The sequence below is a fragment of the Pseudoduganella violaceinigra DSM 15887 genome, from assembly GCF_000425385.1.
Lineage (GTDB): Bacteria > Pseudomonadota > Gammaproteobacteria > Burkholderiales > Burkholderiaceae_D > Rugamonas > Rugamonas violaceinigra.
In genome coordinates this window covers 25452-52031 of sequence record NZ_AUDI01000022.1, presented here as the reverse complement: position 1 = coordinate 52031, position 26580 = coordinate 25452, and the positions used below count along the sequence as shown (strand labels likewise).

Below are 26580 nucleotides of genomic sequence, written 5' to 3'. Positions count from 1 at the left end.
GGACGGATCGGCTTACCGATAATGAAGCAGCTTTCTTGCCTTTTTCTCGCCATTACGCTGGGTCTTGGGACTGCAGTTGCGCAGCCGCTGGATAGCGACATCCCGAAGCTCCTGGAAGAGAAGAACTACGCGGCTGCGGAACGGAAGCTCGCCACCGCTGCAGATTCCGGGAACCTCTACGCCAAGTACCTTCTGGGCGTGGCGCTCATGCAGGGAAAGTACTTTCCGCATGACGGCGCACGGGCGATAGCCTACCTGCGCGACGCTTCCGCGAAAGGCGACGGGCAGGCGACTTACTTCCTCGCACAACTCGCCGCCCAGTCGGACTTGCAATCGCCGGAAGTTCACAGGCTGGTTGAACTCGCGGCTGCACAGCGCCATCCGCTGGCAATGCATATTCATGCCCACTTGAATGACAAGAAGCTGCTCCTTACTTTCCCGTACGCTGATTTCGAGATGATCATTCCGATGAAGGCGCCGCCAATGCCAAGCGACTGGTCGGCCTCCATCCAGAATGGGGAAATCAACTACAAAGGCAGCTGCGTAGCCTGCCATGAGCTGGGCGTTGCGAACGCCCCCAAACTGACCGATCGCAAGCGCTGGGTAAAGATCCGCAAAAAGGGCGTGGAGAAGCTGGTCCAGAATGCCATCGAGGGCTTCAATATCCACCCGCCAAGGGGCGGCGATTATTCGCTATCCGCGGAAGACCTGCGTGATGCGGTCATCTACATGCTGGATACGGCTTCCCGCAAATAGCGCGCAAAGCCTGGCTCACATCCTCGGTGTTGACGGCTTTGAGGCTGCGGCTACTTAACTCGCCAGTATGGCGGCCAAGGCGAAGAGCCTGCGAGGTGATCATCTTTTCGAACAGGTTGCGCGCGTACCGCCCATTGGAGAATTGGGCGCCCTGCCTCCTCAGTTCCTCGCTGAAGTGCGCCTGCAGCAAGGGCATGGCCTTGTCTTCCAGCTCATAGTCGGAATCGGCAGCCAGCTTTTTCAGGATGCTGCAAAGTTCTGACGCCGTGTAGTTGTCGAAGTGAAGAAAGCTGTTGAAGCGCGATTCCAGGCCAGGGTTCGACCGGATGAAGCGGGTCATTTCGTCCGGGTAGCCGGCAACGATCACGCACAGGTCGCCACGGTGGTCTTCCATGGCCTTTAGCAGCGTATCGATCGCCTCCTTCCCGAAGCCGTTGCCCTGTTCATGCAGGCTGTAGGCCTCGTCGATAAACAGGATTCCGCCCATAGCCTCCGTAATGCGCTCCGTGGTCTTGAGCGCCGTCTGGCCGACATAAGCGGCAACCATTCCCGCCCGGTCTGTTTCAACGACCTTGGGCAGCCGGGTCAGGCCGATGCGGTGATAAATCTCTCCAATGATGCGGGCCACCGTTGTCTTGCCGGTACCAGGGGCGCCCGTAAACACCAGATGCTTCGAAACATTTGCGTTGCCCAGCCCCGCCTTCGTGCGTGCCTGCTGGATGAGGCAAAGCTGGGTAAGTTCCATTACCTGCGTCTTTACATTGCGCAGGCCGATTTGCGCGTCGAGCTGCGCCAGGATGGGGGCGAGATTGACGGGGAGCTTGGGCGGTTCAGCCTTCGGAGCGCTGGCAGCCTTGCTTGGTAGGCGGAAGCCTTCGCGTACTTCGCCGGTATCCAATACGCGATTGCTGCCCAACTGGCGATACAGACGGCCGCAAGCACCGCAGGGAAAGCTCGCGTGCTTCCCTAGCGGCCAGACATTAAAGTGATGGCAATGCGCGCAGACATGCTCGACAGTGGTTTTCGATGTCATTGCCGGCTTCCATCGTGGGATCTTCCAATACTAGAGCAAATTCGATGCTGAAATTTCACCCATTGTCACGCGGGTTTCGGGCACATGTTGCATATTCCCCTCTCCTGTTGACAGTTGATTAATGATGTTCGGCCTTTGTGATAGGCTGTGTTGATGTCCTCAACAATGACTATCGGCCGATCCTATAGTTTCCAGCGCGAGCCTTGGCGGTTGAGCACCGCCGTGGTGATCTCAGGCATCATCCATGCATTGCTGTTGAGTATTACCTTGGGGGGACACACATTCGGTCTTCCCTCCCTTAAATTCCCCTGGCAGGAGCGGCGCCTGGGCGCCGATGATTTACAGGTTCTGCTGTTACCGGCCCGGCCTGCGGCGCCCGTCGACATCCCGCCGCCAATCAAGGCACGCGCCGCGCTGCCATCGATCGACAAACCCGCAAGCGCAGGCAGCGTCGCACCAGCGGCTATGCCGGTACCGGTCGCTCCCACACACCCAACGCCGATGCCATCCCCGGCCCCTGTGCCCGCTTCAGAACCTGCTATGCCGGCGGCGAAGAAGCCCGACATTCCCTTGCCAACCGCACCTGCCGCGCCGCCCATCGTCCTGCCTACCATGGTGGAGGTCAAGAAGAAGCAGCCCGAAGAGGAAGCCCTTGAACGGGCACGCGAGCAAGCCAGGCTTGAGCAGGAAAAGCTGGCCGCAGAAAAACTGCGCCAGTCCGAACTGATCGCGGAGGCCCAGCGGGAAGCCACGCGCCAGGAGCAAGTCAAGCAGAAAGCCGCCCGCACGGAGCAAGCAGCCCGAATCGAAACCGCGCGAATCGAAGCGGAACGTCAGGAGCTGGCGCGCCAAGAAACCCTGCGCAAGGAGCAAGCAAAACAGGAAGAGATGACACGGCAGGAACAACTCCGGCAAGAAGCCGCCCGCGCGGAGCAAGCCGCCAGGGCCGACGCGGCGCGCAAGGAGGCAGAACGCAACGAGCTAGCGCGCCAGGAAAACCTGCGACGCGAAGCAATTCGGCAGGAGCAGGCAAGGCAAGAGGAAAAGTCGCGCCAGGAAGCCGCTCACCAGGAAGCCGAACGCAAGGAAGCGGCACGCCAGGAACAAGTGCGGCAGGCGCAGCAGGATGCCGCGCGTCAGGATGCGGCCAAACAAGAGGCGGCACGATTGGAGCAGGCGCGAAAGGAGCAAGCACAGCTCGAGAAGGCCAAGCAAGAAGCGGAACGCGAAGAGCGCCTACGTGCGATCGGGCGCCAGCTCAATGAAGAAGCGGCTCAACGCGATGCGGCATTGAAGAATCCATCACGCTCGCTGCTCCCCACTGTCAGCGGTCTGCGTCGGGGCTGGCTATTTGGCCGCGCCGATCCGAATGCCGACCTGGTTCAATATGCGGAAGCCATGAGCAAGAAGTTCGAGTTGAACATGGCGTTCGATATGCTGCGCGAGCTGGTGAAGCAGCGCCACGTTCCGCCAATGGTGACAGTCGCAATTCGCGCCGATGGCTCGGTCGAGAAGGTGACGTTCGTGGTTTCGAGCGGCGTACCGGCTATTGACGAGGCGATTCGAAAAGTCATCGCCACATATGCTCCATTCGGCGCGTTCCCGCCAGCCCTGTCGCGTCAGTACGATGTGATAGAGGTCCGCCGCACCTGGGTATTCGATACTGCCATCCGACTTCAATAGAAGTTCCCATTGATGGAAGCAAAGGCCGCGTGCTAGTCTCGGTCTCGCGTCAGTCGAACCTGAAATGAATCGAATGAATAAATCCTCCAGCGTAGAACTTCGCAAACTGCGCGAATCCGAACAGCGCCGCAAGGACATCATCAAGGCCGTCCGCGCCTTGATAAAAGCTGGCGGCGCGCGCGAAATCACCCTCCGCAAGGTTGCGGAGAAGGCCGGCTTTTCAACCACGGTGGTCTATAACCTATTCCACAACAAGGCCACGCTGATCACCCAGGCAATGGATAGCGATCTGCTCGACCTGGTCAAGGCAATGCGCAACGCCATGGATGCGAACCTACCGCTGCTCGAGAACATTCGCCGGGTAGGCCGCGCCTATGTCACCTTCGGCATGCGTCACCCGGACCAGTACGCGCTGGTGTTTATGGAGCGCCGGCCGCATGCGCCAGTCGAAAGTTCGCTGGTTGAACATGGCAACCAGACGCAAGACCCCTATGCCTTTGCATGCCAACTTTTTATCGACCTTGCCGCCAGCGGGCAGATCGCGACAGACCAGGCAGAAGCCGTTGCCCAGATATTCTGGGAGGGCATACACGGCATGGTCTCGTTACGCCTGGTGTTTGGCGAGAAAGAAGAGTGGTTCGAACATGATGAGTTCAACCGCCATCTGGATGCGCTGATCGATGTTTTGCTCGCCGGGATACTGCACCGCTTCCGCCCAAACGCCTGAAACGCGCTGATTCTCTGCTGGACACTGTGGCTTTTTCATCAATGCTTTCGCTTCGCCCGGAGAAAAACGTTGTTTTTCCCTAAGCTCGCCGTTATTCTCATTCGACGTTGTTCCACTTGAAGAAGGGGAGTCGATGCGAGCATTGTTGGGCGTGGCGATGGTGCTGGCAGGCCTGTGTGCCTGTTCTGCAGCCAAGCAGGAGCCGGAAGCGGCAGACCTGAGGTGGGCCGAAACATCCCGGCCTGTAGACGCGCGGCTGGCGGAGCGCTATGAGCGTGCGTGCATGGCGTGTCATGCGCAAGGCGGCAGCGGAGCTCCCCTGGCTGGCTTTACGCCGCATTGGAAGCCCCGCCTGCGCCATGGCATCGACCAACTGGTGCGCCACGCGAGCGACGGCTTCAACGCCATGCCGGCCATGGGCCAATGCAACGACTGCAGCGCGGACGATCTGCGCGCCCTTACCCTCTTCATGGCAAGGAGCGGAACATGAAGCAACGGCGCCTTTTCCTCAAAGCCGGCGCCATGGCCGCAGCAGCGGGCCTGCTTGCTGGCCGCGTCCAGGCGGTACCGGCACAACCGCTTCCCTTCCGCTGGAAGAACTGGTCCGAAGTACAGCAGTGCCAGGCAAGATCGCTGGCCACGCCTGCCGACGAGGAAGCGCTGGCCGACCTTCTGCGCAATGCCGCCGGCACGGTGCGCTGCGTCGGCGCTGGCCATTCTTTCACGCCTCTGGTGCCGACCAACGATACGATCGTTTGCCTTGAGCGCCTGAACGGCGTGCTCTCGCACGACAAAGCCGCCATGACAGCCACGCTGCGCGGGGGGACGCGCCTTTCGATGGTGTCGCGTCAGCTCGATTCCCTGGGCGTGGCCCTGCGCAATCTGCCGGACATCGATATGCAGTCTCTGGCCGGCGCCATCAGCACAGGCACGCACGGCACCGGCGCCAACATCCAGGCCATGCACGCGGAGGTAACGGCGCTGCGCCTGCTCACGCCACAGGGAGAGGTCGTGGACTGGGACCAGGAACGCCACCCGGAGCAGATGGCGGCGGCGCGGGTATCCCTCGGCAGCCTTGGCGTGATCACGCAGGCGACCATGCGGGTTGTGCCCTCCTTCAGCCTGCATCGCAAGGTGTGGCTGCGGCCAGTGGGCGAAATACTGGAGCAGGCGGGCGAGCTATCGGCCAAGCACCGGCACTTCGAGTTCTACTACCTGCCCTTTACCGGCTATGCCGCAGCAATTGCGCACGACGAATACAAGGGCAGCGAAGTGCTGGTACCGCATTCGCAGGATGAAGAGATGCTGAGCGACTTGCGCAAGCTGCGCGATTGGCTGGGCAGGTTCCCCGATTTGCGGCGCTGGACAGCGGGAAAGCTGATCGACCCAAATCTGACCGAAGAGGCGAAGAATCGCTCGTGGAAACTCCTTTCCACAGTGCGCCCGACGCGCTTCAACGAAACGGAATATCACGTGCCGCGCGAGGCGGGCATCGCATGCGTGCGGGAGGTAATCGCGGCGCTGGAGAAGCGCAACGAAGTCTTCTTCCCAATGGAGTTCCGCTTTGTGAAGGGAGACGACGCCTGGCTCAGCCCCTTCTACAAGCGTGACAGCTGTTCCATCGCCGTGCATGCGGCCCATGGTGAGGATTACGATTACCTGCTGTCCGACCTGGGTCCAATCTTCCGAAAGCACGGTGGACGGCCACACTGGGGCAAGCTGCATAACCTCGGCGCGAAAGAGCTGGCAGCCCTTTACCCGCGCTGGAACGATTTCCTGGCATTGCGGCAGCAAATGGACCCGAAGGGCCGAATGCTCAACAGGCATTTGCGTTCACTGTTCGGGGTGGCATGATGGTGGCGCTGAAACGACGCGCGGTGATCACGGCAATTGGCGCGGGTCTCGTTGGTGCGGCCGCGCTGGCGGTGCGGCCGCGCAATAAGGGCGCTCCGCATTCGGAATATTTTGCACGGGCTTCGAAGGCGCTGCGTGCGGCAGGCATTGCGACGCCAGCCCTGATCATCGACCGCGAGCGATTGCTGGCAAATGCCAACAAGGTGGTGAGCAATGTTGCAGGCCGCTTGCCTGTACGGTTGGTCGCCAAATCCTTGCCCTGCCTGCCGTTGATCGACCAGCTGATGCAAGCGATGCAGACGCGCCGGCTCATGGTGTTCAATCTGCCCTACCTGCAGGAGCTGGCAGCGCAGCGCGGAGATGTCGACCTGTTGCTTGGCAAGCCGTTGCCGGTGGCAGTGGCGGCAGAGTTCTATCGCAGCCTCAAAGGCGGGCAATTCCAGCCGGGACGCCAATTGCAATGGCTGGTGGATACGCCTCAGCGGCTGGCCCAATACCGCGACCTGGCACGCGGCCAACAGCTGGATATGCGCGTCAGCCTGGAAATTGACGTTGGCCTGCATCGCGGCGGCATCGACAGCCCGCAGGTGATGCAGCAGATGCTGGACATCCTCAAGTCGGAACCGCGCCTGCAGTGGGCCGGCATGATGGGATACGACGCGCACGTCTCCAAGCTGCCGCTGGCGAGCCTGCGTGAGAAGGCGCTGGTCGACGCGAAGGCAATCTACCACGACTATGCGGCGCAGGCCACGCAGGCCCTGCGGCCAGGCGGCGGCGCGGAGGGGCTGGTATTCAATGCAGGCGGCTCGCCCACTTATCTACTACACGACGGCAGCGGCACGGCCAATGAAGTCGCGCTGGGGTCGGCGCTGGTCAAGCCCAGCGACTTTGATACGGAGGGGCTGAAGGACCTGGCGCCTGCTGCCTACATCGCCACGCCGGTGCTGAAGGCCGGGCGGCACTTCCAGATGCCGCGCGGTGTCGAAGCGCTGGGAGATGCTGTGCGGGCATGGGACGTGAACCAGGAGCAGGTCTACTTCATCTACGGCGGCAATTGGATGGCGGATGCCGTGTCGCCGGTGGGGCTGGCGCCCAGCGGCTTGTACGGGAACTCATCCAACCAACAAGCCTTGCTGGGCTCGGGAGCGCAGCAGCTACTGGTGGATGACTTTGTATTCTTCCGGCCGCGGCAGAGTGAGTCGGTGCTGCAGCAATTTGGCGATATCGTTGTGATGGAAGGCGGCAATGTCACCGAGCGTTGGCCGGTCATGCCGCCTATGCCATAGTCATTTTTCAGTATCTGGGATGGCTTGGGGGCGATCACGGATGGATGAAGAAATTTTGTTCCAAAGTGCCAAGGCTTCAGTCTTCGACAATGATGAATTGACTGGCTTCCCTGGCCGCCCCTTTCCCGTATCGAACTCCAGCAATATACGCGGCCGCCTGACACTATTGTTCTCCATGGCGGACTCCCACTGGAAGCTAAATCCAGTGGTGCCGTTGAACTCCGAGACTTCGTCCGCAGTTTGCCCTCCGCTTATGCCATTAATCATTCGATGACCGGTGCCGAGGTCTTTAAAGCGACTCGCGTACGCTTGCTTAACGGTGTTATTCCTGTCACGTTCAAGTAAAGGAGCCTCAAGTTGAATATTGGCCCACGTGCTAATAGCAATAGCAAGGTCTGGATGCGACTCGATGCCAATGAACATCATGACATATTCGTTGCCATCAATTGGTAGTGGCTCCGTCACAAAGGCATCGCCGAAACAGAAGCCTGGCTTTGTTGGCAATTGATTGAATGACCAGCGTTCAAACTGACTCGCCACCTTCACGTGGGGCGGCAAATCTTCTTCAGTTCGATAGTCTGCCGATAGTTCAAAGCTTCGTCCTGATGAATGAATCATTGACTCAAAAGATACAGACTGCGAGTCGACACGCCGCCCATCTTGAAAATAATGGTCCTGCGTCCGCCCAAACATAAAAGCCTTGCCAAGAACCTGTTCCGTCGCTATGGTTTTAGTGGTCTCCAAGCTAGTTTGATCTTGCTGATTCTTTTGATTCCGAAGTTCATGTTCTCGATCGACAAGGCGTTTTTCAAACTCGTCACCAGATTCGCTGATTGGCCTGGATACCTCCCATCCACCGATTCGCCCGCTACCGAATGAAATCTCGGCCGCTACCGGAATATCCATCAAGAATCTTCCGACGCAAACCGTCTTCATTGGCATTTTCACGATATCGTTCTTCATGGCTTTTCCTCTGCTCGTCCATCCAACGAAAAGAATAATAACCACGGCCGATGCCAAAAGCCGCCAAAGCGGAAAGCGAATATTCATATTTTCCTCAGGCTGTCACCAGACGAACAATTAAATGCAATGTCAGCTTTAACATTGATTCTGCGTTGTAACTCCCTTGGTGATCAAAACCGCGTACTCGAAACAAATATTTCACTTTTGCTTCCGGTCCAGACCCGGACGCTGCAGGCACTGTCCCGTCTCCTGCGGCATCCTGCAATCCAATCTTTAAAGCTGCGGTTCTCCCATCAGCGAACTCAATCGTACGTACTCCGGTCAGTCCTTGCTCAAGGAACCTCGCTTTACGAAAATCGGAGTTCCTCAAATTTGAGCTACTCGATATCGACAGCCATCTGCAGCTACCGTATGAAAGAAATGCTGGATCGTCACAATAGAAGGCGAACGTGTTGGGGTGGTAATAATCGCCTAGAATCTCAGTGTGAAATTTCTCAGCTATACGAATAGTAGTGGCCACACGTTGTCCTATCGCACCTCCATAACGATTAATTGGATCAGCTAGCGAAAGATCGAAAAGTCGATACCAAGAATTTACGTCTCGGTAAAGCTCGTATGGATTCCCTTCTGGCAAACCCAATAAATCCGTCCAGGAACCTTCCCCATTCCGAACTGATGCAAACAGCCAAGGCTTGGGAAAAAGATGATTTGGCAGCAATTCCAGTGGTCCAGCCGCGACCGCCATTACAGGGGTGGTTTCGGCAGCAGATGCACCCGCTATTTCAGAAATCGCCTCCGCCTTTTTATTTTCTATCGTTCCGTTGCTCGGACTAAAGCTTTCCGTTCCACATGCAATTCGTCGGTAGCATGCCGGGGCGCCCAAGGCCGGCAGAACTCCATGAATGATTCCTTTTATCATTGAGGGAGTTCTTTTGGCACATGCGCGTGCAACCAAACCTCCCATCGAATGAGTAACGAGGATAACTTGATCGCATTTGCATCCTGCTTTCCCCCAGAATCCAATAATATTTTCAATCCTCTCCTCAAGACGCTTCGCTGAAATTTCATTGGACTCAAGCCAGTTATAGCCACACGCGTAGACCGGGTAATGATACTCAGCAAATCTCGCGAGCTCTTCATCTGTTAACGGCGCCGCAACGCCGTTGCGTGTAGTACCCCACTTTGCCCGGTCAAACAAATTGACATGCGTCCAATGATCCGCCACATCACAGCGGTTATAAACGGCTCGAAAGGTGGAATTCAGGTAGATATGCAATGTGGAGAGCAGCTCTCCATAGCTGTCTGAGTGGATCTCGCCCCACCCTCGCTCCCTTGCCAAATCGACTGTAATTGCGCGCCCATCACCATCGGCCTTAATTGCAATCTCGCCAGTGTTATCGACTTCAAGCGTAGGTCCGTTAAGGATTTGCTGCCTTGCCGCACCATCCCTCGCCTTCCAAACCTTTGCCTCGCTTAGACCCGCAGATATGCCATTCGGTGGACGCCACGCTCTTTCGCCAGGTTTAAGCTTTTCGTTCCTCGGCTTTCCGTCCATTCTGGCTCGCAAATTACTTCCCATGATGCCTGGCACGACTATCACTGGGATTACCTTGGTTGGAGGCACAGCTACTCTCGCCCGCGTCGTACAAGTTTTGGGAGTGAGATAGGTGATTGCGCGGACCGTTCCTCCCTCTTCGGATCGAGATGGAATCGGCCGCGAAGGTTCATTAGATGCATTCGTTGCCATAATCGTCGCCGCCTCCTACCGATCTTCGGGATAAATTCTGACCTGTAGTTCGCCTATCACATCGGCCGTCGCCAATTCTGTTCGACCATGTTCGTCGGTTACGCCCGTGATAGACCTGCCATCCGGAAGATCAAGCTTGTACTTTCGTCCAACGACCGGGCGGCCGTTCTGGGCTTGATAGAGGATCACGCGTTCATCCGTCTCAATCTTCGTCGATGGAAGCTTCATCTCTTCCAAGGTGCCGCCTCCGCCAGTTGTGTGCACAAACTTTGATGACTTGATTACGTGGTCGCCCTTCGATTGCGCAACAATAGAGCCAGATCCAAAATTCGCTTGAGCACCATCAGCGCCAATCCTCACCATTGGCGCCAGCAATTCAATGCTCTTACCAGCTGAAATCTTCACTGCGCCTGGCGAGGCCAACTCAATGTCACCGTTATGGCTCTGGATAACAATGTTTCCGTTTGCGGCAATGAGCTTCAGACCAAGCTTATGAGCCAGAACGCTGAGTCCACTCACAGCCCGTATAAGGATTGACGATCCCGACGCGATCTTTGTATCGCCCATGCTCATGAAATCAACTTCGGCCTGGGCGCCAATTGCAACCGATTTCCCGCTGCTTAGCGCAATTCCATCTTCGCCGCTTAACGCGACCAGACTCTTTTCCGTGTCGCTGCTATCCCATTGTTGAAGGTCTTTTATCAGCTCGCGCAATTCCGAGTCATCGTCATTGTCAAGGTTGTGGGATTTGGCCAACGATGTAAGTTGTTCGCAGAGACCGCTTAACGTCTCAAGAAGTCCTGTCATTTCTTTGCGGTCCAAAGTCCTGCGGTCGCTATCCTCCCCTGTCGTTATCAAGACTCCTTTTCGTCCTCTCAGTGCGATGCTCTCTGTGCTTCTCAGCTCCGCGCCTTCGCCGCGCGGATTCGCTTTCCCATCTGCTCGCTCCCCTGTCAAGTAGCCAAGGTTCAGCTGCGCCCCCGCGTGATCCGACGCAAGTTGAACACTGATTTCGCCGGGCGTATCGTCAAGCCGGAGCCGATTGGATCGGCCTCCACCAATTTCTTTGCTTTTGATACCTGAGACCCACCGATTTCCCGGCAGGCCTGCGCCAACACTAAGCGAAGGTGGCCGGCCACACTCGTTATAGACTTGTCCGACGACTACAGGCTTGTCAGGATCACCATTTAAGAACGCCACCAAAACTTCGCTGCCGCGACGCGGAAGGCTCAGACTTCCAAATTGGCTGGCGCTTCCATGCTCACCGCCAGCCCAACTGCTGGCTACTCGCACCCATGCCGAATCCATATCACTGTTAGCGGAACCGGCACCCTGGGCATGAACATGGTCTATCGAACGCGTAAAGCGAAATCGAACCTTTACGCGGCCAAGCTCATCGCAGTAGACCTCCTCGCCCTCAGGTCCGACTACGACTGCGCTTTGCATGGGAATATTGGGGAGGTCGCCCCTTGCATCGTAAGCCGGGACGATTGGAATGCCTCGACGAACTGTAGTGAACCCGATCTTGACGTTCGTCGCTAGAGATTCGTGGCCTTGCTCATCAACCCATCGGCTGCGTGAAAGCAGGCGCCAAAATCGCTCCGTTAGCTCCTTTGGCAGATTATTCGAAGCTGAAATCTGCAAGGCCGTGATGACGAATTCTCGCTCGCCATCTGCATGTCCATCGATCTCCGGATGCCCCTCAAGCTCAAAGTACTCACCGACACAGAAATCGCGCACACTGCCTTCACCATGGAAGCATTTGGAGTCCAGGTCGTGGCGCTTCATGGCGAGCTGGCCTAACTGGCAAAGGTCATCGTGGTTGTCGCCTGCATGCGGCGAAAGGATCATGTAGTCGTCAATAGTCGCCGACATCTGATCGCCACTTTCCCCCTGATCCGCACGGCCAGCCGCCTTGGCGGTCATGAATTCCGTGTCGACGGGATTCTTGTAGTTCCAGCTGAAGCGCGATACGCTTCCCGGTTGCAGCGTGCGGACGGCGCACCAGGAAGTGATGGCGTCGCGCTCTTCGGTGGCCGCATCGCGGTGATAGCGCACCACACCTGCGGCATTGGGCGCAAGCGTGTCCGAGTTATCGAACAAGACCATCGTATGCGAGGGCCAGTTGGACTGGTCGGCGCGGAAGTACCAGGCAATACCCCGGCGCTTCAACAGTCGCCGGACAAAGGCGGCATCCGATTCGTTGTATTGCATGGTGAATTCGCGCTGTGGATAGCTGCTGATCCTGAACGATTCATCCGTCTCATAACGAAAGCAGGTTCCAATAATGGGGTTAGTCTGCCGCCATTCATCCAGGATTACCTGCACAATTTCCACTTCGTTCTTATTGCGGAACACGCGGGTGTTATTGCGCTTTTCCATGATCGAAAGCGCATCGCGCAAAACCAGCTGGTAGCTGGCCAGCCCGCCGTCGCTGTCACCGGCATGGGCTTCGGTGACAATGCCGCATACGCTGCGCAAGTCGCCGCGGTCGGTGACGAGATCAACGGCCACAGGCAACGCAATCAGCTCTTTGAGCGGGATGAATGCATCGATGGATACGCACAGGATGCGGTACTCAATGCTACCGCAGATTGATTCGCTTCCCTGAACGCGTTGCGGCAGCAGCACGTCTTCCAGCATTTTGGTCGGATGGGCAAGGCGCAGGCGCAAGGGACGGTTATCTGTGATCAGGTCCTTGTCTTGCCGGAAGAAGCTGAGCAGTGCATTGTCCACTTGAGGCTCCCATCGTCTGGTTGACGCAGGTGCCCATGGTTGCACGCGTAAGGAACGCCGACGTTGATCTCAAGCAAATCCCGGGAAGATAGGTTCGGCTTAGGCCGATGCAGTATCATCGAGCGTTGCCTTAAAAAATACTAATGACATGGAAGTCGAACAACGATACTCATTGAACCGCGCCGCTATTTTCCTGTTGCCCAAGCAGCCGGTTCTCGATTGGATTCTGCAGGTCGATCCCAATCCATTGGCGATTACGCTTGAAGGTCTACGCAAAGAACCCGAACTTTTCCTGGTTTCGCAGTCCATGGAAACGCACGAAGATGCATTACGTTGGGTCAACCAAAACTGGCGAGCATGCTTCGAGAACTATCTCATGGACTGGTTTACCGACGAGTCGATGTGGCCGCAAGGACGCAGCAGAAAACTTCTGCATGAGTGGTTTGACGTCCATTTCTCGTCCATGGTCTGGGACCTGGCGAACGAGGAATTCGAGATCGAAGACTGGGGTGCGCAGGAATAGCAGCTAACCCTCGCGGCGTCACGGATTACCGATGGCCAGTCACATCAGGCCGGCCTTGTGCAGCCGCTCAATCCAGGCCTTGCGATGCCCGTGCGTCGAAAGCAGTTTCACCAGCCCGCGCCGGAATTCAGCCTCGCGGCCAGCGGCATTGAGCGCTTGCGCCAGTTCCACCACCGACCGCTGGGCGCGTTCATAGGCGGCGCCCGAGCCGGCCTGGAGGTTGAGATCAATGTCCTTCCACACACTATTGGCCCGGCCCGCCAGCTCGGATAGCGAACGTGCGCGTTCAGCCTGGCGCCGGGCGTCGATCGCCTGCTGTTCCACGCGCTCACGCTCAACGCGCGCTTGCTCCACTGCCGGCCTGGCCGCTTCGATCTGCGCAACGGTACGCCGCACATGCTGTGGTGTACGGGCAGGGCGGCGCTCGCGCAGCCAGGCAAGGTATTGCCCGCGCAGGCTGCGCTCCACCCGTAACCCATCGCCGGCCAGCAAACTCCGCGCGGTATCGCGCAACTGGGCCGGCGGCAAGCTGGATATCCACTCGTCCATTTCGGCATCCGTCCGGCTGGTGGTCGCCGGCACCGGGCTGGCGGCCTGCGCCACCGCCAACAAATCCGGGTCCAGCAGCAGGAATTCGGCCAGCGCCAATTGGGCTGGAGTCAGATCATCCAGGCCGGGCGGCACTGGCGGCTCCAGAGCATCGTCATCCAGCTCGCAGCTGCACAGCCGGGCCAGCCAACCCAGGTAGAGCGGCCGCTGGTCGCCACGTAACAGTTCGTCTCGCAACGGCGCCAGGCGCGCCATCCACCCCGCACCGTCCGATTCCGTATAAAAGCGTTCGTCCTCGTCGCCTTCGCCGTTGAAGCTCCAGTCGAGGATCCAGTGCTTGCGGCCGGAGTGGATGGAAAATGCGTCGCCACCATATCGGCCGCGCCGTGCCGGACCACCCGCGGTAGCTGCGGCATCGCTGGCGGAGAGAGCATCCTTGGGTAAGCGGAGCATCAGGCGGCAATAGCCGAAATTGGAGGAATACACATGGGCGTCAAAGTAATCCTCCATCCACTCAAAGGGATCGGCTTTCAGGTCGCCCCAGTGATATTCGTTGACGAAGCTACCGGTGGTAATTTCTGCGCGGCTTGAGCAGGCGCGCAATTCCGCCTGCTGCGCTTTGGTCAGCGGTTGATCCAATGCGGCAAATTCGTAGTATTGGTATTCGCTCATGGGGACGCATTCCGTTCGTCTGGTCGAGTCCAGCATCCTACCATTCCCGTATTGATAGCGCGCCCCGGCGCTATAATGCGCATTACTTCAAAATGGCGCTTACTGAGCCACTACCATGAAGCCGGACAAATCCCTCGCCACATACCGGAAAATGCGCCAGCAGCCCCTATGGCGACTGCTGGCGGCGGCCAACGGTCCGACCGTTCTGGCATTGCTGCAAGCCCACCTGTACGAGGGCGAACGCAGCCTGCCGGCATCCATCCTGCACGAGCGCCTTGAGCGCGAGCTTGAGCGTCTGCGCAACCTGGGCGAGGATTGGCCGCAGACCGCGCAGCAATATGCCGCAGGCTGGCTGGCGGACGGTTATCTCGAACGCCGGTTCCCGCCCGGCTCGAAGGAGGAAGAGTACGAGCTGGCCACTTCCACGGTGGAGGCGATCCGCTTCGTCTCCGGCCTGGCCAAGCCCCACAGCGCGGCGACGGAAAGCCGTCTGGGCCTGGTGATCGACGCCCTGTCCAAACTGTCCGACGATACCGATGCCGACAAGGCCCGCCGCATCGCCAGGTTGCGCGCAGAGCAGGAGCGCATTGAGCGCGAAATCGCGGCCATCGAACATGGCAAGGTCCAGGTGCTGCCGGAAGCCGCCGCATTGGAGCGCACGCGCGAGATCATCGCCCTGGCCGATAACCTGGCCGGCGATTTCCGCCGCGTGCGCGACCAGTTCGAGCAGCTGAACCGCGAACTGCGCGAACGCATCATGGATAACGATGGCAGTCGCGGCGAAGTGCTGGACTCCCTCTTCGCGGGCATCGACCTGATCGGGGAGAGCGAGGCGGGCCGCACTTTCTCCGCCTTCTGGCGCCTGCTGACCGACCCGGTGCAATCGGCCACACTGGAAGAAGCGCTGGACCAACTGATGTCGCGCGAATTCATGGCGGCGCTGGCGCCGGCGGAACGAAAATTCCTGCTACACCTGACCCGCACCCTGCTGGAGCAAGGCGGCATCGTGCACGAGGTGCTGCAATCGTTCGCCCGCAGCCTGAAGCATTTTGTGCAAAGCCGCGAATTCATGGAACAGCGCCGCCTGACCCAATTGCTGCGCGCGGCCCAGCGCTCGGCCCTGGCGCTGAAGGAGGAAGTCAAGGCGACCGACACGCTGAATTACACCCTGGCGCTCACCAGCAGCAAACTATCGTCGCTGTCCCAATGGCAGTTGCACGACCCGGCCCTGCAAGCCTTGCCTCGCAAGATGGAGGAAGGCGCGGCGGCACCGATCGACCTGGCGTCCATCGGTGAACTGGTCGCGCAGTCGGAGATCGACTTCCGCACCCTGGCCGCCAATGTGCAGGCGGTGCTCGCCACGCACACGCAGGCCACTATTGCGGACGTGCTGGCGGCCTTCCCTGCCGCCCAGGGCCTGGGCAGCGTGATCGGCCTGCTGTCGCTGGGCAGCCGCTACGGCATGGTCGCGCCATCCAGCGAAACCGTGTCCTGGCTGGGCGGCGACAATGTGCAGCGCAAGGCTACAATACAGGCTATCTACTTCTTCAAGGACCAACAGGATGGACTTGCCAGAGCAGGCGGCGTTGCAAGCTGAGGCGGCACCTCCGCCGAGCGCGCTATTCCTCAACGATACGGGCGAGCTGCCGCTGGATACCCGGCGCGTGCTGGTGCAGCTGCTGTCCGGCCCTTCGCTGGAGGGGCGCCGCCATGCCAAGTTGTGGCCGGTGCTGCTGCGCGACGAGGCCGTACTCCAGCGCCGTCTTCACGACCTGTTCCTGGACCTGGTGATCGACCGCGACATGCAGGTCGCCTTCACGCGCCAGGTGGATGCGGGCGAACTCGACGTGCCGATCCTGCTGCGGCGCGCCCAGCTGACCTTCATCGACTCCGTCCTGCTGCTGTTCCTGCGCCAGCGCCTGACCCATGCCGAAGCACACGGCGAGCGCGCCGTCGTCGCGCGCGATGAGATCGTGGAAAATCTGGTTCTCTACGAACGGGCCGCCAGCACCGACCGCGCCGGCTTCACCAAACGCATTTCCGCTTCGATTGAAAAGATCAAGAAGCACAACATCCTGCAGAAGATACGCGCCAGCGAAGACCGTTTCGAGATTTCCCCGACGCTGAAACTGCTGTTCACCGCCGAGGAAATCGTCGCGCTGACGGCGCTGTATGACGCGATGGCCGCCGGCGAAACACCGGCACTGGATCGCCAGCCGCTGGACGATGGCGAGGAAGAGGAATGAACGACCAGTTCCGCATGGCGCGTCTGCAGGTGTACAACTGGGGCACCTTCAGCGGCCTGCACGACATCCCGATCAGCGATCGAGGTTTCCTGATCGTCGGCCCTTCCGGTGCCGGAAAATCGACCTTGCTGGACGCTTTCTCGGCGCTCTTGGTGCCGCCGCGCTGGGTCGACTTCAATGCGGCAGCGCGCGAGGCGGACCGCAAGGGACGCGACCGCAACCTGGTCAGCTACGTCCGCGGCGCCTGGTCGGCGCAAAGCGACGGCACGTCCGGCGTCACCACCACCCGCTACCTGCGCGGGGGCACCACGACCTGGTCGGCGATCGCCCTTCATTACCACCACAGTAGTGGGCAGGACGTGGTACTCGTCCAGCTGTTCTGGTTACGTGGGAACAGCAACGCCAACACCGATGTGAAGCGCATCTTCATGGTGCTGGAGCGCCCCTTCGACCTGCGCGAGCTGGAGGATTTCGGCAGCACCAACTTCGACGTGCGCAAGCTGAAGCAAGCCTACCCCGGCGCCCACATCAAGGACGACTTCGCGCCGTATTGCGAACGCTTCTGCCGCCTGCTCGGCATCGACAATGAAATGGCCTTGCGTTTGCTGCACAAGACGCAATCGGCCAAGAACGTCGGCGACCTGAATGCCTTCCTGCGCGACTTCATGCTGGAGCGGCCGGAAACCTTTGCGGTGGCGGAACGCCTGGTCAGTGAATTCGGCGAATTGAACGAGGCGCACCAATCCGTGGTGACCGCACGCAGGCAGGTGCAAACCCTGGCGCCTGCGCGCGCACGGCACCAGCAGATGGAACAGCTGCAGTTGGAACGCAATGGCTTGCGCGAGCTGGAGGCAGGACTGCATAGCTACCGGGAGCAACTACGGATCCGGCTGCTGACCGCGCATATCGCGGCATTACGCATCGAGGCCGACGGGCTATCCGGCCGCGTGCAGCAATTGCGCGGCACGCTGGATAACCGCGAACTGGCCCTGCGCGACCTGGAACAGCAGCGCAGCGCCGCCGGCGGCGAAAGGATCGAGCAGCTGGAGGTCGAACGGCGGCTGGTGGAAGAGCAGCGCATCGGCCGCATGGCAAAGCGCAAGCAGGCCGTGGATGCCTGCAATGCCCTGGATTGGAGCTTCGCCGGTTCGCCGGACGGATTTGCCGCCCTGGTTGGACAGGCGCGTCAGGAGCTGGACGATTGGCAGCAGCAAGCCGCCGGGGAAGACCGTCTGCTGGAACTGGGACGCGCCCGGGATGATGTCAAGCGCAATCGCGACGAAACCTTGCAAGAGCTTCATTCCCTGCGCCGCCAGCCAAGCAATATCCCGGCCCACATGCTGGAAATGCGGCGCCAGCTGGCCATCGCCATCGGCGTCGGGCCGGACGCGCTGCCCTTTGCGGGCGAGCTGCTGGACGTCAAGCCCGAGGATGAGGCGTGGCGCGGCGCGATCGAGCGCGTGCTGCACGGCTTTGCGCTTTCCATCCTGGTTGATGAAGAACACTACGCCGCCCTGTCCAACCACGCCAACGATGCCAGCCTCGGACAGAAGCTGGTCTACTTCCGCACCGGCCGCAGCGAACAGCAGCAGGCACGCCCCCTGCGCGCGGCCTCTTTGGTCGCCAAGCTCAATGTGAAGGGCGGCCGCTTCGCGGAATGGCTGCAGGCCGACCTGCGGCAGCGCTTCGACTACGAATGCGTGGAGTCGATGAAAGCCTTCCGCGCAGCACCGGAGCGCGCCCTGACGCGCGAGGGCCAGGTCAAGCATAACCGCTCCCGGCATGAGAAGGATGACCGGAACAACGTCAACGACCGGCGCTATTGGGTACTCGGCTTCGACAACCGCGATAAGCTGGCCATGTACGAGCAGCAGGAACAGCAGCTGCGCCAGCATCTGGAAAGCCTGGAGGCCCAGTTGGCGACGCTGGGAAAACAGCGCCGGGAAGCTGCCTTGCGCGTCCTGCAGTGCCAGACCTTGGTCAATTTACAGTGGCAGGAGATCGAAGCCGAACCGCTGGTCCAGCGCATCGGCGCTATCGACCGCCTGCTCGCATCGATCCGCGACAGCAATGCCAGCTTGCAGGCTATCGACGAGCGCCTGCGACAGCAGCGCGCCCTGGTGCAAAAGGCTGCGGATGCGTTGGAAAACGAAAAGGTCACGCTGCTGTCGCGCCAAAGGGAAATTGACGGGCACGAAAGGCAGCTGGACGCGGCGCAGCAGGATCCGTCCATCGTGCCCCTGACTCCGCACCAGCAGGCCGGGCTCGACCTGCGTTACCAGCGGCTACCGCAGGCGCCCGCACTGAAAGACGTCGACAGCACCGACCGCACCGTACGCAAGGGGATTTCAGACGATATCCTCGCCCTGAGCGAAGGAATCGGCGACTGCGTCAAGTTTGTCGAAGCGCAGTTCTCCGCCTTCATCAGCACCTGGCGCGCCGATGCCGAAGGGCTGGATGCGGCGCTGCCGTCTGCAGGCGACTTCTTCACCAAATTGGCGCGCCTGGAAACGGACGGCCTGCCGGCGCATGAACAGCGCTTCTTCGACCTGCTGCGCAACCAGAGCCACCAGAATTTGGCGGCACTCTCCAGCTACCTGAGCGACGCGCGCAAGGCCATCCTGGCGCGCATGGAGCTGGTGAACGAGAGCCTGCGACAGGTGCCCTTCAATCGCAATGAGGAACGCACCACGTTCCTGCAGATCCAGCCAAAAGACAGGCAGTTGCCGGAAGTGCGCCAGTTCAAACAGGACATCCTTGACGCCCTAAGCCATGCATGGCAGGACGATCCGCAAGCGGCGGAGGCACGTTTCATGGAGTTGCGGCGACTTGTCGAACGTCTGTCCAGCCAGGATGCGGATTTGCGGCGCTGGCGCGAAACTGTGCTGGACGTGCGCCTGCATGTCGAATTCATCGGCCGTGAGTACGACGAACATGGCGTCGAGCATGATGTGCTTGAAAGCGGTGCGGGAAAATCCGGCGGTCAACGCCAGAAGCTCGCCACCACCGTGCTTGCCGCGGCGTTACGCTACCAGCTTGGTGGCAGTGAAAGCGGGGTTCCCGTCTATGCGCCGGTGGTGCTGGACGAAGCCTTCGACAAGGCCGACAACGAATTCACCGCGCTGGCCATGAATATCTTCGCCAACTTTGGCTTCCAGATGATTGTCGCAACGCCCTTAAAGTCGGTAATGACGCTGGAGCCCTTTATTGGCGGGGCCTGTTTCGTGGCAATCCGGGACCGGCGCGAGTCCGGCGTACTGCTGATCGAATATGATGAAGCACAACAGCGGCTGAAGCTGGCTGCCGACGTGCGTGCGGAGGCTGCGCTTGAAGCTGCCGGATGACGTCCAGTTACTGCTGAAAAAGCGATTCGCCGGCAAGCACCGCGATTGGCTGGCAGCGGACAATCCATCGCAGCAATGGCCTCTGCTCATTCCTCTCGGACCGCCGAGCGAAGCGGAAGCACTGAAACAAACCGAAGCCGTGCGGGCATGGGCTGCTGCCTGGCGCGAATGGCGCGGCGAAGGTGAATTGAATTGGATTGAACGTCGTTGGCGCGTACTTGGCACACAACGCTTGCCCGAAAGCCTGCGCCTGGATGGCCCGCATGCGGTGTGCGCGTGGATCGGAGAATTGGGCCGCTGGCAGCTTGCGGAACAGCGGCACCAAGCGTTATGCGGACGCTGGCCGCAATTGGCGCCAACCTCCGCCCGTCTGTTCAACATACTGGCAGACATGGAAAGCGCCGACTTCTCGCGCTGCCTGTCCGTACTTGAGTGGCTGGAGGTTAATCCAGCTTCGGGCCTTTATCTCCGCCAGTTGCCAATCCCAGGTGTGGATACGAAATGGATCGAGACGCGCAAAGGACTGCTGGCAAAGCTGCTGACGGGCATGCGCGGCACGTCTGTCCAAGGCGACAATTTCTATGCCATGTGTGGCCTGCAAACTGCACCCGCTATGGTGCACATGCGGTTACTGGATCCTGAATTGAGGATGGCCACCCGCGGCCTGCGCGACATCTGTGCACCAGCGGCACAACTGGCCGGAATGAACCTGTCGCCGTCCACCGTGCTGGTCGTGGAGAATCAGCAGACCGGACTAGCTTTGCCTGACCTGCCGGGTGCTGTTGCCTTCATTGGCCTGGGATATGGCGTCGACGTATTGGCGCAGATCCCATGGATCCGCAACTGTCAAGGCATTTACTGGGGCGATATCGACACGCACGGCTACGCCATCCTGCATCGAGCCCGCAGCCACCTGCCGCAGCTTCAATCCTTGTTGATGGACGAGGCAACCTTATTGCAATTTTCCTCGCTTTGGACCACGGAAGGTGAGCAAAGCATTGCGGAAGGCCTGTCGCAGTTGCTACCGCCGGAAGCCACCATCTACCAGGGCCTGAAGCAGCACCGGTGGGGACATGGCGTCAGGCTTGAGCAGGAGCGGATTTCCTGGCCATTTGCCCTGCGAGCACTGCAACAAGCGATTCGATCGCCAACGTAGCGGCACGCTGCGGCTTGCCTCATGCAACTGTAGCGTTTTCGGTGGCGCCGCCTGCACACCCGCAGAAAAACATTGTTATTTTCAGAGGTCGTCGTTATTCTCACCTGACGCAGTTCCACCACGGGCGATTCCGGCCCGAGCGCCGGCCGCAATGGCCGGCGACATCCTCCATGCGATAAGCGATTCCGGTATTTGATCAACTTCGAAGGGAACGGTCATGACGAAGCATATTCGTTTCGTGCGCCTGGCTTCTCTGTTGGGCGCAATCCTGGTTTGTGGTGCAGCATACGCAGATCCTTTCCTGGTCGGGCGCGGCATGTCCGACATCACCGGCGAGGCGGCGGAAGTAGGCATGATGGGCTATGGCTCGAACACGCAGGTGACGGCCGGCATCCATATGCGGCAACGGGCACGGGCGTTTATCGTGGTGGACCAGGCGAGCGGCAAGCGCATGGTTTTCGTCAACAACGACCTGGGCATGGTGTTCCAGGGCGTGCAGCAGGCCGTGCTGCGGCAGCTGCAGGCGAAGTACGGCAACTTGTACGGCGCCGAGAACGTGATCCTCTCCGCGACACACACGCACAGCGGGCCTGGCGGGTTCTCCCACTACGCGCTGTACAACTTCACCACCTACGGTTTCAACAAGCGCACTTTCGACGCGATCGTCAGCGGCATTGTCGCGGCGATCGACAAGGCGCATCGCGACCTGAAGCCGGGAAACATCGCCATCGGCAAGGGCGAACTGACGGATGCGAGCAATAACCGCTCATTGCCGGCTTACTTGCGCAATCCGCAGGCGGAGCGCGACCGCTGGGGTCAACATATCGATCCAGAGATGACGGTACTGCGCTTCAAGCAGGGATCCATCGACGTCGGTGTGATCAGTTGGTTCTCGACCCACGGCGTTTCGATGACGCCCAATAACCGGCTGATCTCACCGGATAATAAAGGTTATGCCGAATGGCGCTGGGAACACGAGCTGAAGGGCGTGCGTTACAACGCGGACAGCGACTTCGTTGCAGCCTTCGCGCAGTCGAATGCCGGCGATATGACGCCGAACCTGAGCCTGGATGGCACCGGCCCCACGAAAAATGAGTTCGACAACACGCGCATCATCGGTGAGCGGCAGCTGCAAAAGGCTTTGTCCATCTATAACGGCGCACTGGAACCCTTGGCAGGGCCGGTGGATTACCGGCAGCGCTACATCGACTTTTCCCGCGTCACGGTGGATCCACGTTTTGCAGACGGCGTTACGCGCAACACCTGCCCTGCCGCCATCGGCACCGCCTTCGCCGCAGGCACAGAGGATGGACGCGGGCTGGATGGCTTTAATGAAGGCGATTTGTCAGGCAACCCATTCTTCCAGGCGCTGGGTGGAATCATTACACCGGCGCCGCAGTGGGTGAGGGATTGCCATGGCGTGAAGCCTGTGCTGCTTGCGACAGGTACGCAATCGCCGTTCCCATGGTCGCCGGAAGTGCTGCCAGTATCGATTGTTCGCATTGGACAGCTGGCCATCATTGCGGCGCCGGCCGAATTCACCATCATGTCTGGACGGCGCGTGCGTGAAACGGTGAAGGCCGCGCTGGGCGACAGCGTTAGGCACGTAGTCTTCGCGGGCTACTCGAATGCATATTCGGGTTATGTCGCCACGCCGGAAGAGTATGACGCGCAGCATTACGAAGGCGCATCAACCCATTTCGGAAGGTGGACGCTAGGCGCTTACCAGCAAAGCTTCCACGAGCTGGCGACGGCCATGCGGCAAGGCATCGCTGCCGGGCCCAGCGCATCGGTACGGGATTTGAGCAACAACCAGATGTCGTTCCAGACGGGCGTGGTGCTCGATAACACGCCCGTCTTCAAGAGCTTTGGCGATGTGGATCGGCAGGCCAACGCAAGCTACCTGCGCGGCCAGCATGTGGAGGTCGCCTTCTGGACCGGACATCCCAAGAATAACCTGCGCCTGAACGGCACCTTCCTTGAGGTACAGCGCTGGGATGGCGCGGCCTGGCGCACCGTGGCCGTCGATGGAGATTGGAATACCACCTATCGCTGGGAGCGCGTCGATCCGGTCTGGGGCACGTCCCGTGCAGTGATCGGCTGGGACATTCCGGCCGACGCCATGGCCGGACAGTATCGGATACGGCATTACGGCGACTACAAGAACGGCTGGAATGGCAACATCTACGGCCTGACGGGGACCAGCCGAACCTTCCAGGTCAACTGATGGCGGGCGGGGCGCGACCAGCAAATTCCGATGGTCGCGCCCAACTCATAGGCGCTGGCTAGCTCGAAGAAAACGTCTGCACTGTCGAAATCAAGGTCGCGCCGCAGCTGGTCTTATCGCCTTCGTATGCCACAGCTTTGCCGTTGATTGTGTGGTGGCTGTTGCCGCTGATGATGACGCAGTTTTGGTGGCCGATCATGGGACACATGCAGCGATCACCAACCAGGGCCACTGGTTTACCACCAACAGAAAAATAGGGGGCGCCAGTGGCAAGGACTTTTCCACCGTGGGAGGTTGGGTCTCCTACTCTGATCACGTTTGGCATTCTTAGCTCAATCGGGTGAATTTTGGGACGTAGAGGCTGGCCGGGTTCGTAGCGTCATCGTAATCCGATCCCAAAGCGCGATCGCCTCCTCATCCGTGAACGGCGTTTTTTTCGAATCGTTATTGTTATGTCCGGTGCTGAGTTCCATTGTAATCTGTGGATGGTAGATGTCCTGTTTTACAGGGGTCGACTCCCACATAAACGAATGATTGCTCCGGCCATCGTCTTCGATGACTCGCGTAAGTACTTCTTCGCCTAAATGCTCATTGATTCTCCTTGTGCCGATACGAAGGTTCTTGAAGCTGGAAGGATATTCCTTGCGAATAGAGCTAGCCGCAGTTCTTTGCAGTAAGGTGTCTGTCGCCCGCGCTCCTGCGCTGGAATCAATTACTACCGCGATATCGTTTGAGGTGGGATCGCCCGCAAAGACCGTAACGCCTTCGCTCAAAGTTGGGTTCTCGCTCCCTAAAATGATGCCTCGATCAAAGCAAAATCCGTTTTTCGACAGTACGTCTCCTGGCTCTCGAACTCTCATATTCCTTATCAGATCCTCTAACTGTCCAATCTCATTTTCATGCCGAACACCTCCCGAGATATCGAATGAGATTCCATGCCCGTGCAAGTATGCTTCGATTTTTACGATGTCCTTATGCGAAACAACGCCCCCTTCAACCACTTTTAGTGATTCGCGATCAAATTGAAATATTGTGCCTTCCAATTCACCGTTGACGGCCTTCAAAAACTCGAGGCTCCTACTCCCATACGCATTCCTAGCATTCTCCAAGTCTCTTATTCGATCTCGCAATCTGACTTCGAATTTTTCATCGGACTCGAGACTAGTATTGATGTGCCAACCCGCAAAATAGGTCATCCCATAAGTCGTTATTAAACTTGTTGGCATGTCGACCAACACTCTTCCAATACACACTACATTTGCTGGTTCCATCTCTTTTCCGGTAACCATGTCTTGCCCGCTTTCGTAATTTGCGCTTACCTGAATAGCAATGATTATCACAATTATTGCGAACGATATTCGCCTCAAAGAGGATCGAATATTATGCATGTTGGAGAGCGATTCGTGAGACAAGCAAGAGAGTTAAACAAACCATTGATGCATTGTTATAACCGCCTTGATGATCGTACCCCTTAGTACGCAAGGTTCTTCTCGCCTTTCCCTCAGGCCCTTGACCAGACTGAAATGGCACAGTGCCGTCACCAACAGAGTCTTGCGTAGACGGCGAGAATTTCAAATTTTGGTTCGACTGTATTCGAACTTGCCTAATTCCGGCCGAGTCGGTAGCGTCGAACTGTCCATCTCTCACAGCATTTTCCGCAATTCCAGAGAACTCAGCATTGGCTGTCCACGTAAAACTGCCATATGCGAGCTCCTTCTCATCGGCTCCAAAAAAAGCGTAAGTATTGGGATGGTAATAATTACCAAGTATTTCTCTATGAAAAACTTCGGCTTGTCGTAGATTTTTTCGAAACTCATCAATCGCGTTCGCACATGAGGCGGCAGGATCCAAAAAATTGGGGGCGATTAGTCGATACCAGGGTTTGACGTCGGCATAAAATTCATAGGGATTTTCAGTCGCAAGTAAAAATTTCTGAGGCTCGCCGATGCGGGGCCTAATTGATGCAAATAGCCACGGAGTGGGATAGAGATGATTAGGTAGCAATTCAAGCGCCCCAGCAGAATTACCAATCACCGGCACAGTGCGCTCAGCCGTATCTCCCATAATGACCGCAACTTTGCCCATTACGTAGTTACCTGCTATTCCTTTACTCGGACTCGACTTTTCAGTTCCGCAGGCGATTCGTCGATAGCAGGCCGGCGCGCCCAGTGCCGGCATACAACCATGTACGACGCCAGCAATCTTTTCAGGTATTTGTTTCGCGCAAGCCCTAGCGACCAGACCTCCCATGGAATGGGTAACTAGTATGACTTTGTCACACTTGCGTCCTAGGCCTTGCCATTTCTTGATGATTTGCTCAACGCGTTGTCTAAGCAACGCGGCTGAGATTGCGTTCGAATTCAACCAGTTATATCCGCACGCGTAAACTGGGTAATGGAACTCTGCCAACTTGCGTACGTCACATTCGGAAATCTCGCTCAATAATCCACTGTTCTCGCTCCAATCACAACGACTTATGTTTACGTTCAATCCAACCCATTCGTTGGAAATCCCATCTCCACCTGCACCAGTTAGCTGCGGACTGACGAAAGTATGGAATTGACGACGCAAGGCATAAAGAATGCCTTGGTAGCTGTCCGAATGAACCTCACCCCACCCGTTCTCTTTTGCTTCTTCTGCGCTGAGGCCGATTGTTTCATGTTGAGGATCCAGGATCGTCGAGGCGTCACGGTCTAAGGTAACCGTGGCTCCGTTTAAGATTTTCTGCCGAGTCCCAGGCGAACGTTGCTCCCACCGCGACACCTCATTCTTTGCCTCAAGGGCTCCATTTGGTGGACGCCACGCAGTTTCGCCCGGATTTAGCGCCTTATTGCCTGTCGTGGCCTTTAGATTACTTCCCATGATCCCTGGAACAAAAACGATAGGCATCACTCTGTCGGGTGGCACCGAAATCCTTGCTCGAGTTTTGCAAGCTGTCGGGGTAAGTAAAGTCTTGGCCTGCAACGTACCATCGCTGCTCGCCTGCGCAGCGATTTGGCGAGTAGGTTCTTTTTGATCGCTCATTGGACGCCCCTTCCTTGTTGCTCCCCCGCATAATCAGTTCCGCGAAAACGCCAT

20 protein-coding genes are annotated in these 26580 nt (G+C 58.5%); 12 read left to right on the top strand and 8 right to left on the bottom strand.

Annotated elements, in window-relative coordinates:
* Nucleotides 1-21: 21 nt before the first annotated feature.
* Nucleotides 22-756: a c-type cytochrome gene (locus H597_RS33335; RefSeq protein ID WP_051293802.1), complete on the top strand. Its 735-nt coding sequence runs from the start codon at nt 22-24 to the stop codon at nt 754-756.
* On the opposite strand, the gene H597_RS30955 is transcribed toward H597_RS33335, so the two are convergent.
* The gene (locus H597_RS30955; protein WP_083941107.1) at nt 722-1789 is read right to left on the bottom strand and encodes an AAA family ATPase; all 1068 of its coding nucleotides are present in this window, start codon (nt 1787-1789) and stop codon (nt 722-724) included. The genes H597_RS33335 and H597_RS30955 overlap by 35 nt on opposite strands.
* A 165-nt stretch (nt 1790-1954) precedes the next feature.
* Here H597_RS30955 and H597_RS33330 point away from each other — a divergent pair, with 165 nt between their 5' ends.
* The 5 genes from H597_RS33330 to H597_RS0114725 all read left to right on the top strand — a co-directional run bounded on the left by H597_RS33330 (nt 1955) and on the right by H597_RS0114725 (nt 7339).
* Nucleotides 1955-3472 (top strand): energy transducer TonB family protein, encoded by a 1518-nt coding sequence (locus H597_RS33330; RefSeq protein ID WP_154668116.1) that lies wholly within the window; start codon nt 1955-1957, stop codon nt 3470-3472.
* 73 nt (nt 3473-3545) lie between these two features.
* On the top strand, nt 3546-4199 hold the full coding sequence (locus H597_RS0114740) for a TetR/AcrR family transcriptional regulator (RefSeq protein WP_028102831.1): 654 nt from the start codon (nt 3546-3548) through the stop codon (nt 4197-4199).
* A gap of 133 nt (nt 4200-4332) precedes the next feature.
* Nucleotides 4333-4689: a c-type cytochrome gene (locus H597_RS30945; RefSeq protein WP_051293800.1), complete on the top strand. Its 357-nt coding sequence runs from the start codon at nt 4333-4335 to the stop codon at nt 4687-4689.
* Nucleotides 4686-6053: a D-arabinono-1,4-lactone oxidase gene (locus H597_RS0114730; protein ID WP_028102830.1), complete on the top strand. Its 1368-nt coding sequence runs from the start codon at nt 4686-4688 to the stop codon at nt 6051-6053. Before H597_RS30945 ends, H597_RS0114730 begins: the two co-directional genes overlap by 4 nt.
* Nucleotides 6050-7339 (top strand): alanine racemase, encoded by a 1290-nt coding sequence (locus H597_RS0114725; protein ID WP_229632175.1) that lies wholly within the window; start codon nt 6050-6052, stop codon nt 7337-7339. Before H597_RS0114730 ends, H597_RS0114725 begins: the two co-directional genes overlap by 4 nt.
* On the opposite strand, the gene H597_RS0114720 is transcribed toward H597_RS0114725, so the two are convergent.
* From H597_RS0114720 to H597_RS0114715, 3 genes are all read right to left on the bottom strand, one after another.
* Nucleotides 7340-8302, bottom strand: coding sequence for a T6SS immunity protein Tli4 family protein (locus tag H597_RS0114720; protein ID WP_028102828.1), 963 nt, complete (start codon nt 8300-8302; stop codon nt 7340-7342). It abuts the gene before it with no gap.
* A gap of 94 nt (nt 8303-8396) precedes the next feature.
* A complete protein-coding gene (locus H597_RS34120; RefSeq protein WP_211232052.1) occupies nt 8397-9857 on the bottom strand; it encodes an esterase/lipase family protein in 1461 nt (486 codons plus the stop codon).
* 207 nt (nt 9858-10064) lie between these two features.
* The gene (locus tag H597_RS0114715) at nt 10065-12785 is read right to left on the bottom strand and encodes a type VI secretion system Vgr family protein (protein ID WP_028102827.1); all 2721 of its coding nucleotides are present in this window, start codon (nt 12783-12785) and stop codon (nt 10065-10067) included.
* 148 nt (nt 12786-12933) lie between these two features.
* Between H597_RS0114715 and H597_RS0114710 the strand changes: the two genes are divergently transcribed.
* Nucleotides 12934-13308 carry a hypothetical protein gene (locus H597_RS0114710; protein WP_028102826.1) on the top strand — a complete coding sequence of 125 codons (375 nt, stop codon included), beginning with the start codon at nt 12934-12936 and terminating at the stop codon, nt 13306-13308.
* 39 nt (nt 13309-13347) lie between these two features.
* On the opposite strand, the gene H597_RS0114705 is transcribed toward H597_RS0114710, so the two are convergent.
* Nucleotides 13348-14529: an efflux RND transporter periplasmic adaptor subunit gene (locus H597_RS0114705; protein WP_028102825.1), complete on the bottom strand. Its 1182-nt coding sequence runs from the start codon at nt 14527-14529 to the stop codon at nt 13348-13350.
* Between the two features lie 115 nt (nt 14530-14644).
* Between H597_RS0114705 and H597_RS0114700 the strand changes: the two genes are divergently transcribed.
* The 5 genes from H597_RS0114700 (at nt 14645) to H597_RS0114680 (ending at nt 23502) form a co-directional block, all read left to right on the top strand.
* Nucleotides 14645-16126 carry a DUF3375 domain-containing protein gene (locus H597_RS0114700; RefSeq protein ID WP_028102824.1) on the top strand — a complete coding sequence of 494 codons (1482 nt, stop codon included), beginning with the start codon at nt 14645-14647 and terminating at the stop codon, nt 16124-16126.
* Complete coding sequence (locus tag H597_RS0114695) at nt 16092-16775, top strand: DUF4194 domain-containing protein (RefSeq protein ID WP_028102823.1); 684 nt, start codon at nt 16092-16094, stop codon at nt 16773-16775. Before H597_RS0114700 ends, H597_RS0114695 begins: the two co-directional genes overlap by 35 nt.
* On the top strand, nt 16772-20119 hold the full coding sequence (locus H597_RS0114690) for an ATP-binding protein (RefSeq protein WP_028102822.1): 3348 nt from the start codon (nt 16772-16774) through the stop codon (nt 20117-20119). Before H597_RS0114695 ends, H597_RS0114690 begins: the two co-directional genes overlap by 4 nt.
* Nucleotides 20103-21275: a DUF3322 domain-containing protein gene (locus tag H597_RS0114685; RefSeq protein ID WP_028102821.1), complete on the top strand. Its 1173-nt coding sequence runs from the start codon at nt 20103-20105 to the stop codon at nt 21273-21275. Before H597_RS0114690 ends, H597_RS0114685 begins: the two co-directional genes overlap by 17 nt.
* Before the next feature lie 217 nt (nt 21276-21492).
* Nucleotides 21493-23502: a neutral/alkaline ceramidase gene (locus H597_RS0114680; RefSeq protein WP_028102820.1), complete on the top strand. Its 2010-nt coding sequence runs from the start codon at nt 21493-21495 to the stop codon at nt 23500-23502.
* 58 nt (nt 23503-23560) lie between these two features.
* On the opposite strand, the gene H597_RS0114675 is transcribed toward H597_RS0114680, so the two are convergent.
* The 3 genes from H597_RS0114675 to H597_RS34835 form a co-directional block, all read right to left on the bottom strand.
* Nucleotides 23561-23827, bottom strand: coding sequence for a PAAR domain-containing protein (locus H597_RS0114675; protein ID WP_028102819.1), 267 nt, complete (start codon nt 23825-23827; stop codon nt 23561-23563).
* Nucleotides 23828-23834: 7 nt separating this feature from the next.
* Nucleotides 23835-24773, bottom strand: a complete 939-nt coding sequence (locus H597_RS0114670; RefSeq protein ID WP_161630610.1) for a T6SS immunity protein Tli4 family protein — start codon at nt 24771-24773, stop codon at nt 23835-23837.
* A 109-nt stretch (nt 24774-24882) separates the two neighbouring features.
* Entirely contained in the window at nt 24883-26526 is a 1644-nt protein-coding gene (locus H597_RS34835; protein WP_154668113.1) for an esterase/lipase family protein, read from the bottom strand.
* Nucleotides 26527-26580 lie beyond the last annotated feature (54 nt).

Coding starts and splice junctions, on each gene's coding strand:
- H597_RS33335 (WP_051293802.1), top strand. CDS start 22: ATGAAGCAGCTTTCTTGCCTTTTTCTCGCCATTACGCTGGGTCTTGGG.
- H597_RS30955 (WP_083941107.1), bottom strand. CDS start 1,789: ATGACATCGAAAACCACTGTCGAGCATGTCTGCGCGCATTGCCATCAC.
- H597_RS33330 (WP_154668116.1), top strand. CDS start 1,955: ATGACTATCGGCCGATCCTATAGTTTCCAGCGCGAGCCTTGGCGGTTG.
- H597_RS0114740 (WP_028102831.1), top strand. CDS start 3,546: ATGAATAAATCCTCCAGCGTAGAACTTCGCAAACTGCGCGAATCCGAA.
- H597_RS30945 (WP_051293800.1), top strand. CDS start 4,333: ATGCGAGCATTGTTGGGCGTGGCGATGGTGCTGGCAGGCCTGTGTGCC.
- H597_RS0114730 (WP_028102830.1), top strand. CDS start 4,686: ATGAAGCAACGGCGCCTTTTCCTCAAAGCCGGCGCCATGGCCGCAGCA.
- H597_RS0114725 (WP_229632175.1), top strand. CDS start 6,050: ATGATGGTGGCGCTGAAACGACGCGCGGTGATCACGGCAATTGGCGCG.
- H597_RS0114720 (WP_028102828.1), bottom strand. CDS start 8,302: ATGAAGAACGATATCGTGAAAATGCCAATGAAGACGGTTTGCGTCGGA.
- H597_RS34120 (WP_211232052.1), bottom strand. CDS start 9,857: ATGGACGGAAAGCCGAGGAACGAAAAGCTTAAACCTGGCGAAAGAGCG.
- H597_RS0114710 (WP_028102826.1), top strand. CDS start 12,934: ATGGAAGTCGAACAACGATACTCATTGAACCGCGCCGCTATTTTCCTG.
- H597_RS0114705 (WP_028102825.1), bottom strand. CDS start 14,529: ATGAGCGAATACCAATACTACGAATTTGCCGCATTGGATCAACCGCTG.
- H597_RS0114700 (WP_028102824.1), top strand. CDS start 14,645: ATGAAGCCGGACAAATCCCTCGCCACATACCGGAAAATGCGCCAGCAG.
- H597_RS0114695 (WP_028102823.1), top strand. CDS start 16,092: ATGGACTTGCCAGAGCAGGCGGCGTTGCAAGCTGAGGCGGCACCTCCG.
- H597_RS0114690 (WP_028102822.1), top strand. CDS start 16,772: ATGAACGACCAGTTCCGCATGGCGCGTCTGCAGGTGTACAACTGGGGC.
- H597_RS0114680 (WP_028102820.1), top strand. CDS start 21,493: ATGACGAAGCATATTCGTTTCGTGCGCCTGGCTTCTCTGTTGGGCGCA.
- H597_RS0114675 (WP_028102819.1), bottom strand. CDS start 23,827: ATGCCAAACGTGATCAGAGTAGGAGACCCAACCTCCCACGGTGGAAAA.
- H597_RS0114670 (WP_161630610.1), bottom strand. CDS start 24,773: ATGGAACCAGCAAATGTAGTGTGTATTGGAAGAGTGTTGGTCGACATG.
- H597_RS34835 (WP_154668113.1), bottom strand. CDS start 26,526: ATGAGCGATCAAAAAGAACCTACTCGCCAAATCGCTGCGCAGGCGAGC.